At 64.7% G+C, this 13099-nt stretch carries 10 protein-coding genes; 8 read left to right on the top strand and 2 right to left on the bottom strand.

Going from position 1 to position 13099, the window contains the following annotated elements; genetic code table 11:
• Positions 1 to 390: 390 nt before the first annotated feature.
• From AC1DKV_RS13470 to AC1DKV_RS13490, 5 genes are all read left to right on the top strand, one after another.
• On the top strand, positions 391 to 699 hold the full coding sequence (locus AC1DKV_RS13470; RefSeq protein ID WP_441620602.1) for a c-type cytochrome: 309 nt from the start codon (positions 391 to 393) through the stop codon (positions 697 to 699).
• A 73-nt stretch (positions 700 to 772) separates the two neighbouring features.
• On the top strand, positions 773 to 1390 hold the full coding sequence (locus AC1DKV_RS13475; RefSeq protein ID WP_441620604.1) for a twin-arginine translocation signal domain-containing protein: 618 nt from the start codon (positions 773 to 775) through the stop codon (positions 1388 to 1390).
• Positions 1391 to 1498: 108 nt separating this feature from the next.
• The gene (locus AC1DKV_RS13480) at positions 1499 to 3067 is read left to right on the top strand and encodes a GMC family oxidoreductase (protein WP_441620606.1); all 1569 of its coding nucleotides are present in this window, start codon (positions 1499 to 1501) and stop codon (positions 3065 to 3067) included.
• Positions 3068 to 3108: 41 nt separating this feature from the next.
• Positions 3109 to 3459: a ribbon-helix-helix domain-containing protein gene (locus AC1DKV_RS13485; RefSeq protein WP_441620608.1), complete on the top strand. Its 351-nt coding sequence runs from the start codon at positions 3109 to 3111 to the stop codon at positions 3457 to 3459.
• 20 nt (positions 3460 to 3479) lie between these two features.
• Entirely contained in the window at positions 3480 to 3875 is a 396-nt protein-coding gene (locus AC1DKV_RS13490) for a VOC family protein (RefSeq protein ID WP_441620610.1), read from the top strand.
• 38 nt (positions 3876 to 3913) lie between these two features.
• Here the strand turns inward: AC1DKV_RS13490 and AC1DKV_RS13495 are convergent, their stop codons facing one another.
• Positions 3914 to 4867, bottom strand: a complete 954-nt coding sequence (locus AC1DKV_RS13495; protein ID WP_441620612.1) for a glycosyl hydrolase — start codon at positions 4865 to 4867, stop codon at positions 3914 to 3916.
• Positions 4868 to 4936: 69 nt separating this feature from the next.
• Positions 4937 to 7003, bottom strand: a complete 2067-nt coding sequence (locus AC1DKV_RS13500; protein ID WP_441620614.1) for a di-heme oxidoreductase family protein — start codon at positions 7001 to 7003, stop codon at positions 4937 to 4939.
• Positions 7004 to 7760: 757 nt separating this feature from the next.
• Between AC1DKV_RS13500 and AC1DKV_RS13505 the strand changes: the two genes are divergently transcribed.
• The 3 genes from AC1DKV_RS13505 to AC1DKV_RS13515 are packed head-to-tail and all read left to right on the top strand — an operon-like array spanning position 7761 to position 13088.
• The gene (locus AC1DKV_RS13505; RefSeq protein ID WP_441620616.1) at positions 7761 to 9035 is read left to right on the top strand and encodes an ATP citrate lyase citrate-binding domain-containing protein; all 1275 of its coding nucleotides are present in this window, start codon (positions 7761 to 7763) and stop codon (positions 9033 to 9035) included.
• 21 nt (positions 9036 to 9056) lie between these two features.
• Positions 9057 to 11756, top strand: a complete 2700-nt coding sequence (locus tag AC1DKV_RS13510) for a CoA-binding protein (RefSeq protein WP_441620618.1) — start codon at positions 9057 to 9059, stop codon at positions 11754 to 11756.
• An 18-nt stretch (positions 11757 to 11774) separates the two neighbouring features.
• A complete protein-coding gene (locus AC1DKV_RS13515) occupies positions 11775 to 13088 on the top strand; it encodes a CitMHS family transporter (protein WP_441620619.1) in 1314 nt (437 codons plus the stop codon).
• The last annotated feature ends 11 nt before the right edge of the window (positions 13089 to 13099 follow it).

The following is a 13099-nucleotide window of genomic DNA, read 5'->3' on the forward strand; positions in this document are numbered from 1 at the left end:
CGCCTGAGACGAGAATCAAGGCAGGCTCCAGGCGATTCTCATAGGATGGCGCGGCGGTTCCCGCCGGCCTCGCGCCACGGCATCGCGGCGAGCGCGAGGCGGGACACATCAAGGACTGACTGAACCCGCCCGGCACGGCAACGCGGCGGCACGGTTTCTTGCTGCTATGCAACAGCCCGCATGCCGTGCGCGGGCGCGCAGCAGAATCGCCGCTCCGGCTCACGCGAGTCGGCGCGCGTTGCCGCCAACGGGATAGCCAGCGCAACGTGGCTGCCCCTCAGGGTTTTCCCTGCGAATAGCGGGCTGTGACCCGCGTATGCCAGCTTGCTCCTATAGTCAAATCCAGTCCCGCACCGAACGGGTACAGCAGATTATTCAGGAGCTCCCCCCATGACATCGATCCCCGCATCGTCAGCGCGAAGGCCCGCGCCATGCCCTGGCGCGGCAGCGCGCGGGCATGGCATTCGCAAGCAGGCTGCTGCCACACTGGCCGGCGGCGCATGGCTGGCGGCCGGGCCTGCGTACAGGGAGGCCGCCGCGAAGTACGAGGGGATGGATCCGGCGATGTTGGCCGCCAGCATCCAGGCGCGCAAAAAGGGCAAGCGGGGCCAGCCTGAAATGCCGCCCCGGCCGGGCCTGTCGGATGCCGCTGCCAGGGTGTTGGCGCGGCAGGTGCCGGACGGAAGCCCCGACAAGTAACCGCCTGCATCGCATCCATGCGGTACCGGGCCGGCACAGGACGGCCACGACCAACACGCTGGAGACCCCCACCATGCAAATCATCCCCGTTTTCCCGGTTGCGCAAGCGCCCGATGGCGGCACCGTCGCGCCCCGCAAGACACTCGCCATCACACGCAGGAACCTGCTCAAGGGCACGGGCGTGCTGATCGGCACGTTGGCCGTGGGCAGCCCGTTGGCGCTGCTGGCGCCCTCCACCGTGTGGGCGGTCGAGCTCAAGACGCTGAGCAAGGCCGATGGCGACACCCTGCTCCAGATGGGGCGCGTGCTATTCCCCCACGACAAGCTGCCCGATGCGGTCTACGCGCTGCTGGCCAAGGACCTCGACCAGGCCGCCACCGCCGACGCGCAGGTGGCCAAGCAATTGCAGGACGGCATTGCCGCGCTGAACCAGCAGGCCGGCGGCAGCTTCGTCAAGGCCGGCGCCGAGCAGCGGCTCGCGGCGGTGAAGGCGCTGGAGGGCAAGCCCTTCTTCGACACCGTGCGCGGCAAGTGCGTGACCTCCCTCTACGACAACGAGATGGCATTCGCCACCTTCGGCTACCCCGGCTCGTCCTGGGAAAAAGGCGGCTATATCGCGCGCGGCTTCCAGGACCTGAAGTGGCTGCCCGATCCGCCGGCCAAAGCCAGTCCTGCCCCCTACATGGGCTGACCGCCGCACAAGGTCGCCGCGGCAAGTGCATATCCCGGTCCGGCGCCATGGCGTGCCGGACAAAAGCGGGCCCGGGCCAGGCGCCGGGGTTCGACATAGGAGACAAGCATGGCGAAGTTCGACTTCAAGGACGACTCGGTGGTGGTCATCATCGGCTCTGGCGCGGGCGGCGGCACGCTGGCCAACGAGCTCTGCCGCAAGCGCATCAAGGTCGTGGTGCTGGAGGCTGGTGGCAAGCAATCCAGTGCCAGCTTCATCAACGACGAATGGAAGGCCTTCAGCCAGCTGGCCTGGCTGGACAAGCGCACCACCTCGGGCAGCTGGCGCGTGGCCAAGGACTTCGCCGGCCTGCCCGCGTGGACCTGCAAGACCGTGGGCGGCACCACCACGCACTGGGCCGGCGCCTCGCTGCGCCTGCAGGATCATGAGTTCCGCGCGCGCACGGTGTATGGCGAGATCAAGGGCGCCAACCTGATGGACTGGCCGCTGACGCTCAAGGAACTGCAACCCTACTACGCGAAGGCCGAGGACAAGATGGGCGTCACCCGCACCAGCGGGATTCCGGGGCTGCCAGGCAACAACAACTTCAAGGTCATGTACAACGGCGCCACCAAGCTGGGCTACAAGGAAGTGCACACCGGCAACATGGCGATCAACAGCCGCCCTCGCGCGGGGCGCGCGAGCTGCATGCAGCTCGGCTTCTGCTTCGAGGGCTGCAAGAGCGGCGCCAAATGGTCGACCCTGTACACCGAACTGCCCCAGGCAGACGCCACCGGCCGCTTCGAGCTGCGCACCCAATCGCACGTGACGCGGATCGAACACAATGACAAGGGCCGTGTCAACGCCGTGGTCTACATCGACCAGGACGGCAAGGAACAACGCCAGATGGCGCGCATCGTCTGCGTGGCCGGCAATGCCATCGAAACGCCGCGCCTGCTGCTGCTGTCGTCGTCGAACCTGTTCAAGGACGGCCTGGCCAACTCGTCGGGCCAGGTGGGGCGCAACTACATGCGCCACATGACGGGGTCGGTCTATGCCGCATTCAACGAACCGGTGCACATGTATCGCGGCACCACCATGGCCGGCATCGTGCGCGACGAGGCGCGCAACGACACGCGGCGGGGATTCGCAGGCGGCTACGAGCTGGAGACGCTGTCGCTCGGCCTCCCGTTCATGGCGGCGTTCCTGAACCCCGGCGGCTGGGGCGCGGACTTCACCTGGTGGATGGACCGGTACACCAACCTGGCCGGCGCCTGGCTGGTGGGCGAGGACATGCCCCGCGAAAGCAACCGCGTCACGCTGAACACCAGCGTGAAGGACCAGTTTGGCAACTACGTGCCCAACGTGCATTTCGACGACCACGACAACGATGTCGCCATGCGCACCCACGCCTATACCCAGGCCGAACGCATCTACGGAGCGGTGGGGGCAATCAAGACCTTCCGCACACCACCGTATCCGTCGACCCATAACCTGGGGACCGCCCGCATGAGCGCGCGTGCGCAGGACGGGGTCTGCAACAAATGGGGACAGACCCACGACATCCCCAACCTGTTCATCAGTGACGGCAGCCAGTTCACTACCGGTGGCGCCGAGAACCCGACGCTGACCATTGTCACCCTGGCGATCCGCCAGGCCGACTACATCGCTTCGCAGATTTCGCGACGCTCGATCTGAGCACCTCGAGCATTCAGCACCGATCCCGCCAGGAGCCGCCCATGTGCGAATTCTTCATCACCGCCGATCCCATCCTGTACGAATCGCGCACGCGCTCCATCCGCATTCATGGCGTGCAGTCCAGCATCCGGCTCGAGAACTTCGTCTGGGACACGCTCTCGACGCTGGCCGCGGAGGAAGGCATGACCACCAATGCGCTGATCGTGCAGTTCCACGACGAGATCCTGCGGCACAGGGGCGACGTGCTGAACTTCACCTCCTTCCTGCGCGTGACCTGCCTGCGCTACCTGCGCCGCAAATGCGACCGGCTGGAGGGCGGCGCCAGGCCCGCCGACAGCCCGGCCGAAGCCCAGGTGTTCCCGCACCCCAAGCCATCGCGCATCACCCACTAACGCTCCTCGAGCCCATCACCATGGCCAAGTTCATTCATACGATGATTCGCGTGCGCGATCTCGAAGCGTCCATGAAGTTCTACCGCGACGTCCTCGGCATGACGCCGTCGCATACGCTGGACTTTCCCGATTTCGCGCTGGTGTACCTGCGCAATGCCGAGAACGATGCCGAGATCGAGCTCACCTGGAACAAGGGCCGCCAGGAGCCCTACACCCATGGTGACGGCTACGGCCACGTTGCGGTCGTCGTGGACGATGTGGCGGCCCGGCATGCCGAACTGGTCCAGGCCGGCTACCAGCCGCTTGCCGTCAAGGAGTTCAAGGACGGCGACACGCTGCTGGCCCGCTTCTTCTTCATCCAGGACCCCGATGGCTACAAGATCGAGGTGCTGGAGCGCCATGGCCACTATCGCTGAATGCGGCTGGTCTAACAGGGAACCGGCCCCGAGTCGAATCAGTACGGCAAGCTCAGGTAGTACCGGCCAAGCGCCGTCAACTGGCCGTCGGCGGCAAGCAGGCCCGTGAAATGGACATCGCTGCCCCATCGACCCGTGAACCACGCGTACCGGAACACGTCGGGGCGCTGCTCGCATGTCGCCACCATGTCCTGCATTTGCTGCTTCTGCTTGTCCGGCGTGTCGATCTGCGCGCCATCGCTGCCTGAGTGCCAGTTGGCAAACTCGGTTACCCAGAACGGCTTTCCGTATTTGGCAAGGCGATCGAGCTGACCGCCCAGGCCATAGTCATACCAGTGGAAGGCCAGGTAGTCGATCTGCGGATCCCGGTTGCCGTTGGCTGCGCGATACGCCGTGTAGAACGCGTCGAGCCACGTCACCGGATCCTCGAAGCCAGGCATTGTTCCCCATGTCACGGTGGGACCCACCAGCTTCACGCCGGTATGGGCGCCAATGCTCTCGTAGCGAGGCCACGCGGCAGCGGCGGCGGCTGGCGCAAGGTTGGCCTGGTCGACCAGGTTCGGCTCGTTCATCAACAGCAGATACCGGATCCCTGGATGGGCGCGCAGATACGCCTCTATGGCGGCAGCGTCGAAGCTCCCGTTCCAGAGCATGGGAATGTAGTCCATCCCATAGGCAGCCTTGACGTCGGCAGGCGCCGCGGCAGCCGGTTGCGATGCCCAGTTGTACCACCAGGATACGCCGGGTGCGAGAGCGGCGAAGTCGGCCGCGCTGGCCAGATCGTAGACCACGCCTCGCTTGGCGCTCTTGTTGATGGTTGGCGTCGATACAGGCGGCGTGGCAGGCGTGGCGGGTGCGATGCTCCCCCCATTGCCGGCGGCTCCGTTGCCGCTGTTCGGTGCGGAGGCATCCTCGCCGCCACCGCATGCCGCCATGGCGAAGGCCATCGCCATGGCCAGCAGACCGTGGCCGATCACGTTGCGCGCATTCATTGGAAATTCCGAAAGAAGACTGTGAGAGCCTGCTCACGCCAATCTGCGGGAGCGAGCAGGCGACCCGGATTACAAGGACTGCAGAAACGCTGCGATCGCGTTGCGGTCGTCCTTCGGGAGGGCCTCGTAGCGCGTGCGGCTGTCCGTCGCCTCCCCCCCGTGCCAGAGGATGGCTTCCGCCAGGCTGCGCGCCCGACCGTCATGGAGCAGGCGCACACTGGTGTCGGCGCCCTGGACAAAGCGCAGCGACCCAATGCCCCACAGCGGCGCGGTCCGCCATTGACTGGGATAGGCGCGTGCTTCCGCCAGCGTGTCGGCCAGCCCCGGACCCATGTCGTGCAGCAGCAGATCGCTGTATGGATGGATCGTCTGTTCGCGCAGTTCGGCAAACGGGTGCGTATTGCCGGTCTTCATGGTCGGGGTGTGGCAGGCCACGCAGCGGACTTGCGTGAACAGATCGCCGCCGCGTGCGATCAATGGCGGGTCGACATCATGCTCGGGCGACACGCGCACGCCATCCGGGAAGCCGCTGCGCAGCTTGCGCTGGGCGGGCACGCCGATGAGCGACAGATAGGTCGACAGGCGCTGCAGTTCAGTCTCGCTGACCGAGGTGGGGACGGTCGAGCCGCGGCAATCCGGCGCGCCACGCTGGCAACCACGATCCGGCAGTACCGGCGAGGTGACACCCATGTCTTTCATCAGCGCATCCGCCGCCTGTTGCCGGATGCTTCCCTTCGAGGCCTTCCAGCCGAACCGGCCAAGGTGCGTCTTGCCCGTCTCCGGATCGACGACGAAGTTCGGCACGCCTTTCACGCCGTCGCCATTGGCATCGTCCGGATCGGCCAGGGCGAGAATGGTTGGTTCGGCAACGGCCTCGAGCAGGCCCATGCCGATGACCTGCGGCGCCTGGCGCGTCGAAAAGCTCGCCGGCGTGGGGCCCTTGAACGCATAGACCGGCTTGACCAGTTCCACCTTCTCGCCCTCGGGCAATGTGCGCACCGTCGTCTCGTACGACTGCACGGTCACGTCATAGGCAGGCGCGGCGGGGTTCTGCGCATGCTGTTGCACGTTGTGGCCATAGACGGGATCCGGCTTGCCATCGGCCGTTGCCGTCAGGAACGATATCGTATCAAGCCCGGCACCAATGCCCGACGCCTTGCTGCGCCCGTTGTTGGTATGGCACTCGATGCAGCGCGGCTGGTTGTAGCGCGGGCCGAGCTGGCCGATGTGCGCCGTGAATACCGGGTTGTCCTTGTCGTGCTCCGAGTGCGTGCCATCCGCGAACGACGTGTGGAACAGGCGGCGACCTTCGACAAAACGCTGCGTATTGGCAATGCCGATGTTGTTCGCCATCTGCTGGAAGACCCGCATCGGCTCCTCCGAGTAGTTGTACGAAATGCTGGCCTGGCCGCCCAGCAGCGTGTCGTCGGGCAACGGCTCGGAGTCGAGATTGGGCGCAATGCCGTACCACGGGCGCATGCCCACGCCCACGATGTAGAGCTGTTCGAACGAATAGTAGCGGCTGCCCCCGCCATCGACGACCGGATCGCGCTTGAGCCTCGGCGCCGGCGCAAGTTCGACCTTGTCGCCAATCTTCAGCGGACTATGCGGATCCGTACGCCAGTTCGAATCGACGACCATCATGCAGTCTTCGCGTGGCTGGGCCTCGCGGCAGATCGGCAGCCCACCTTCCTTCGGATTATTGAAGCCATAGTTCAGCGACCAACCGTAGTCGCGCACCGTGGGGTCGAGCACATTGCGGAAGAGACTGAACGTGGTGCCATCGAAGATGCCCTGGTTGACGCGCAGGTACATCTCGATGCGCTGGCGGCCGGCAGGCACGCCGTCGCGAATCTCGATGCCGAACGTACGGTTCTGAAAGTAGAACGTCGGAAACGTCAGGTAGCGGCCGGGACCCGCATCGGGCGCGTCCCATGGTTCCCCGCGCTCGCGCGCGTGACGCTCGGTCGGGCGAGAGCCCATCAAGGTCACGAGTGTGCCGTCCGGTTCGCGATACTGGATCTGCTCCATGAGCGGCGTATCGGAGGTGAACAGCGGCGTATAGGCTTGCGCCTGCGGCGTGGACGACTGTGCCGCGGCGCCATCGCCACCGCCGCCTCCGCCACATGCGGTCACAAGGAAAATCGCGGCCAATAGGGAGGCCGGCCCACGTTGATGAGCAAGGAATTGCATGGCGTTGTTGACCCTTCTTTTTATATGGGAACGCTAGATTTATCTATGTCTTATATGTATCCGGCGAACACATTTCACCATTCAATTCGCGGGATAAGGCCACCGTTCCCTGTGGCCGCGAGCGATCATGGTTGACACCTAAATCGATGTCAATTGACATGATTTAGCACGCGAGGTGACAAATTTTTCATGTCTGGTCACGAAGATTGTCATTCGTATTGCCCACGCCGGTTTTATGCCTGCCCCTATTCAATTTGTCTTATTCATCAGTCGGCCGGCGTATTTGAAAGGCTGTAGTTTTTTTTCAACCGGAGTGGATCTGCATCTGATGCCGCCATCGACGGATGGATCTGGATTCAACCGATTCCGGCTCGGGCAGACGGAATACGGCCGCCATGGCAATACCGTTCCGGATTGGCGCTGACGCAGATCGCGTGCGGCGGGAGATCCACTTCGGCGCCGGCTCGGGTGCCGTGACCTCACTCGACTGACTCGCCCCCGGCCGCAACCTGCCGTGCATGAAGGCAGCGGGGCTTGTCCGCGAACCGCGCGCGGGAAAAAGCGCAACGCAGTGCTCATGCGAGGCGCCGCTCGCGCGGCAGGCATGCGGGAAATCCCCTAGCCCCGGATGAAAGGCTGGCGAAAGCTTCGGTGAACTAGCATTGGTTCCCATCAGTGGTCAATAGATGTAGGAGACACCATGCAAATCACCGGCATGCTTCACGGCGCGCGGTTGCTGCAGCTCGTGGGTTTTCCCACCGCTGAAGTGCTCGGGCCCGACGCCAACGACGACCAGATCAAGGACCTGATCGAACGCCACAAGCAAGTCTTCATCAAGCCCGTCTTCCGCGGGGGCGTCGGCAAGAAGGGCAAGGCCGGCCTGCTTGGCCGCGTCAGCGACCTGGCTTCGGCGCTCAAGGAAAAGGAACGCCTGTATTTCGTCGAACACCAGCACGGCTACCAGCGCGCCAAGGCCAATGGCGTGACGTTCGAAGGCGGCGTGCCTTCCGACCATGAAATCTATTTCTCGCTGACCGATTCCACCGAATTCCGCGCGCCGACCATGACCCTGACCCATCACGGCGGCATGGAGATCGAGGAGCTCGACAACAGCCAGATCGCGCGCGTGCCGTTCAGCCCGCTGACCGGTCTCAAGGCCTTCGTGGTGGCGAACGCGCTGAGCCGCCTGAACGCACCGAAGGAAATCATTTCCCCGCTGGTGCAGTTCCTGCCCAACCTGTGGGACCTGTTCCACGACTACGGCATGACCACGCTGGAACTCAACCCGATCCGCATGCGCGCCGACAAGCGCGGGCGGCTTACGCCGGTGGCCTGCGACTTCAAATGCGGCTTCGACCACGACGATCCGCGCTGGCAACGCCTGAACCTGCCCGCGCATTTGTTCGCCGCCGACACATCGCCCTTCGAACAGGAGATCAATCAGCTGCGCACGTACCAGGGCCAGAGCGACGTGTACATCATCAACGACAAGGGAACCATCCTGGCCCCGACGTTCGGTGGCGGCGCCAACTCGCTGGTCACGCAGATGCTGGGCGACGACGCGATCATCTCATCCGATTTCGGCGGCAATCCACCGTACGAAAAAATGAAGGCTGTCGCCAGTATCTGCTTCAAGCACTGGCTCAAGCAGAGCAACGTCCTGTTCATCATCGGCGGCAAGTCCAACAACACGGACATCTTCGAGACCTTCCGTGCCATGGCCGACGCGTTGCGTGAGCACTTCGGCAAATACGGCCCCTCACCGCTGTATGTGGTGGTCGGGCGCGGCGGCCCGAACCTGGTGCGCGGCATGGCCGTGCTGCGCGACACCTGCGAGTCGCTGGGCCTTCCCTACGTCAGCTTTGGCTTCGACTCGGCCATGAGCGAGGTGGTCGACCATGCCCGCAAGGTGGATGCGTGGATGAAAGCCGGTGGCCGTGAGCAAGTCGCGGCCCGATTGAATGTGACCGCCTGAAGTCACTGTCTGGAGACTGCGATGCGCATCAAGGGTGTAAGCGATTTCAAGTATTTCGTCGGCATCAATTCATTGGCCGAGGTGGCGACACGCGAAGATCGCGTGTGTGTGCTGAATATCATGGGAGGGGAATCCAGCGACGTCACGCCCGTAGGCCATGCCTACTCGGGCGGCAATGTGGTGTTCGGCACCTCGCCCGGCCGCAGGGGCCAGGTGCTCGACACCCCCGCCGGGCCGATTCCCGTCTACAACAACGTGCGGGAAGGCCTGGAGGCAGGGCATCGCTTCAATTGCGGCGTGGTCTACCTGCCGCCGTCCGCGGCCGACGATGGCGTGGTCGAACTGGTGCGGGTCAATCCGGAGCTGAAGAAGATCTTTATCCCGACCGAGAAGATGTCGGTGCACGATGCCCGCGAGATCCGGGCCCTGGCCCAGTTGAACGGCATCGATATCTTCGGTGGCAACAGCCTCGGCGTGGCCGATGCCTGGAACCAGGTACGCATCGGCGGCGCCCTCGGCGGCGACGCGCCGGGCGATACGCTGCGCAAGGGTTCGATCGCAATCCTGTCCAACTCCGGCAGCTTCACCACCACCATTGCGCAGTACATGCGCATGGCGGGCTGGGGCACGACCACGCTGATATCGAGCGGCAAGGACGTCTACATCCACTATGCCGCGCCGGAATTCGCCCACGCGCTGGCCAACGATGATCGCAGCAAGGCTGCCGTGCTGTACTGCGAGCCAGGCGGCTTCTATGAGCGCGATGCCACCTTCACCAAGCCGGTGGTGGCCTGCGTGGTGGGGCGCTGGAAGAGCAGGCTCACCCGCGCGGTCGGCCATGCCGGCGCCATGGCGGGCGGCGGCGACGACGCCGAATCCAAGGAACGCTGGTTTATGGAGAAGTTCGGCGTCGACGGACTGTTCACGCCCAGGAACCCGGTGTTCTCGGCCAAGGGCGCGGTTGTGGTCAATATTGCCGACATTCCTGCCGCACTGACCGCCGTGATGCGCGCCAACGGCGTGGAACCCGATTTCGAGCCCGAAGGCACCATGGAGCTAAAGCCCTGGTTCAGCTCCAGCCAGGGCCTGTCGCTGCCGGCCGATCTCGACCTGCCCGTGGTGCAGGCACCCGCGCCGTACGGCCAGCAGATCAGCGCGCTCGACCAGCAGATCGGCGCCGTGCTGCCGCGCCAGCCGATGAAGGATACCTCGGGCGTTTCGCAGATGGATGCCAGGACGCAGCTGACCAGCCTGCACGGGGTATCGATGCTCGATGCGGCGCAGTATCCGCTGGAAGTCAACGTAAGCCTTGCGCTGCTGCACGAGCCCGGCGGCATCAACGATCAGAAGCTGATCAACGTGGCCGTGGCTGCCTCGCTGAACCTGCACGGCCACCCTGCCCTGGCGGCGGCCCAAGCCTCGCGCGATGCCGGCAATGCGCCCAACAGCGTGTTGGCCGCGGCCGCCAGCATCCTCGGTCCACGCACGCAGGAGCGCGCGCGCGCCCTGACGCGCATGCTGATCGACGCCTTCGCCGCGGCCGGCCTCGGTGACGCGATGGACGAAGACTTCGACACCGGCAGGGTCCGGCTTGAATCGCCGGGCCTGTTCGTCGCGGATCGGCCCGACGACCGTGCTGCCGCCATGCTCAAAGGGCTGGAAGCGCGGGGGGCCAGATCGGTGTTCGTGCGTTACCTCCAGGCCTTGCCCGGACATCCGACGGAAGATGCCGTACTGGCCGCCATCGCCACCACGCTGGCCTGGGGCCCGCTCAAGCGCAAGCGCGTGTCGCGGATCACCGCGGAGAGCCTGCCATGGTGGATACGCCTGTTCGGCGCGCTGATCGGCGCCTCCGTTCCGGCGGACCAGCACACGGCCGATGGCTTCTGCGGCATGGCGACCCGCGACATCCTCGAGCAGCGCTCGATCAGCGAGGTTGCCTTCATCGCACTGCTGGGCCTGCCGGCCAATGCGGCAGATCTGCACGCATTCCAGGTGCTGGTCGGGCTGCTGTTGAGCAACGGGCCGGGCACGATCTCGGCGCAGGGCGCCAAGGGCGCGGTGTCCGCCGACGGCCCGGAAGACCCGGAGCGCGTGCAGCTCAACAAGGGGCTGGTCGGCTTCCTGACCCACACCGGCTATGCGCATGGCGGCAACGGCTACGAGGGCATCGCGTTCCTGATCGAGCAGTTCAGGGATGCGGGACTCAAGGACCCGGGCAACCCCAACCACGGCATCGACCTCAAAGCACTCGCGCAGCGCTACGTCAAGCACTATGCTGATTACAAGGCAAACAAGAAGAATACGGGCAGCCTTGACATCCAGAAAATCCCTGGCGTCAACCACCCGGTGTTCAAGGACAAACCAGTGAACCACGACCCGCGTGAAGTGTTCATCGCGACGCTGTTCGCCGAGCGCGGCGAGTACAACGTGTTCCACGCGTTCTACCGCACACTGGTGCAGACCTTGTTCGACGAGGGTGTGTCGCGCAATGTTTACTGCGTGAATATCGACGCCGTGATCGCCGCGCTGCTGCTCAAGATGTTGTGGCAGCCTTACCAGAGCGGGCAATACACGGAAAGTGCGCTGGAGACGGCTGCCTTCACGATCTTCCTGTACCCGCGCATGCTCGGCTGCGCCGCCGAGATCGACGATCACCTCAACCGGGGCCGGAACATGGATACGCGCACGGCGGCTTCCAAGTGCCAGTTCGTGGCCTAGGAACAGGAGGAACGCGGTATGTTGACCCTGCTTGCCTACTCGATGGTCATCGTGTTCATGGCGCTGATCATGACCAAGCGCCTGTCGGCCATGGTCGCCCTGATCCTGGTGCCGATCGTATTCGGGCTGATCGGGGGCTTCGGCATGCAACTAGGCCCGATGATGCTGGATGGCATCAAGAAGCTCGCGCCGACCGGCGTGATGCTGATGTTCGCCATCCTGTATTTCGGCCTGATGATCGACGCCGGGCTGTTCGACCCTGTCGTGCGCCGGATCCTGCGGCTGGTGGGCGGCGATCCGATGAAGATCGTGGTCGGTACCTTCGTGCTGGCGGTGCTGGTGTCGCTCGACGGCGACGGGTCGACCACCTATATGATCACCTGCGCCGCCATGCTTCCGCTCTACAAGCGGCTGGGCATCAGCCGCCTCGTGCTGGCCTGCGTGATCATGATGGCCGGCGGGCTGATGAACATCCTGCCCTGGGGCGGACCCACCGCGCGCGCGGCAAGCGCGCTGGGCGTGGACGTGGGCCTGATCTTCGTGCCGATGATCCTGCCGATGGTCGTTACCGGTTGCTGGGGCCTGTTCGTGGCGTTCATCCTTGGGCGTCGCGAACGCAGGCGGCTCGGTGCGATCGCCCTGGACGGCGCGGCCGCCGGCCTTGCCGCGCCCGACGTGGCGATGGGCGACCCGAGCATCGCCCGGCCCAGGCTGTTGTGGGTCAACCTGCTGCTGACGGTGGTGCTGATGGTACTGCTGATCCTCGGCACGCTGCCGCTGCAGGTCCTGTTCATGGTGGCCTCGGCCATTGCGATCATGATCAACTACCCGAACCTCGCCGAACAGAAGGAACGAATCAGCACGCATGCGGGGAATATCGTGCCGGTGGTGGCCCTGATCTTCGCGGCGGGCATCTTCGTGGGCATCTTGTCGGGCACCAAGATGGTCGATGCGATCGCGGCCAGCGTGATTGCCGCGGTGCCGCCCTGGATGGGTCCTTACATGGCGATCGTGACCGGCGTGCTGAGCGTCCCCTTCACCTTCTTCATCTCTAACGACGCATTCTACTTCGGCATCCTGCCGATCCTCGCCAAGGCGGCCGCGGTCTACGGCATCGGCGCCGCCGAGATCGGACGCGCATCCTTGATCGGCCAGCAGGTGCATCTGCTTAGCCCGCTGGTGGCTTCGACCTATCTGCTGGTGGGCCTGGCCGAGGTGGAGTTCGGCGACCACCAGCGCTACACCATGCTCTGGGCGCTGTCGGCGGCGCTGGTCATGCTGATCGCCACCGTCGTACTCGGCGTCATTCCCCTCGTTGGCCATGCGCCTTGATGGCATCCCTC

Source organism: Cupriavidus sp. 05T41 (assembly GCF_056396525.1).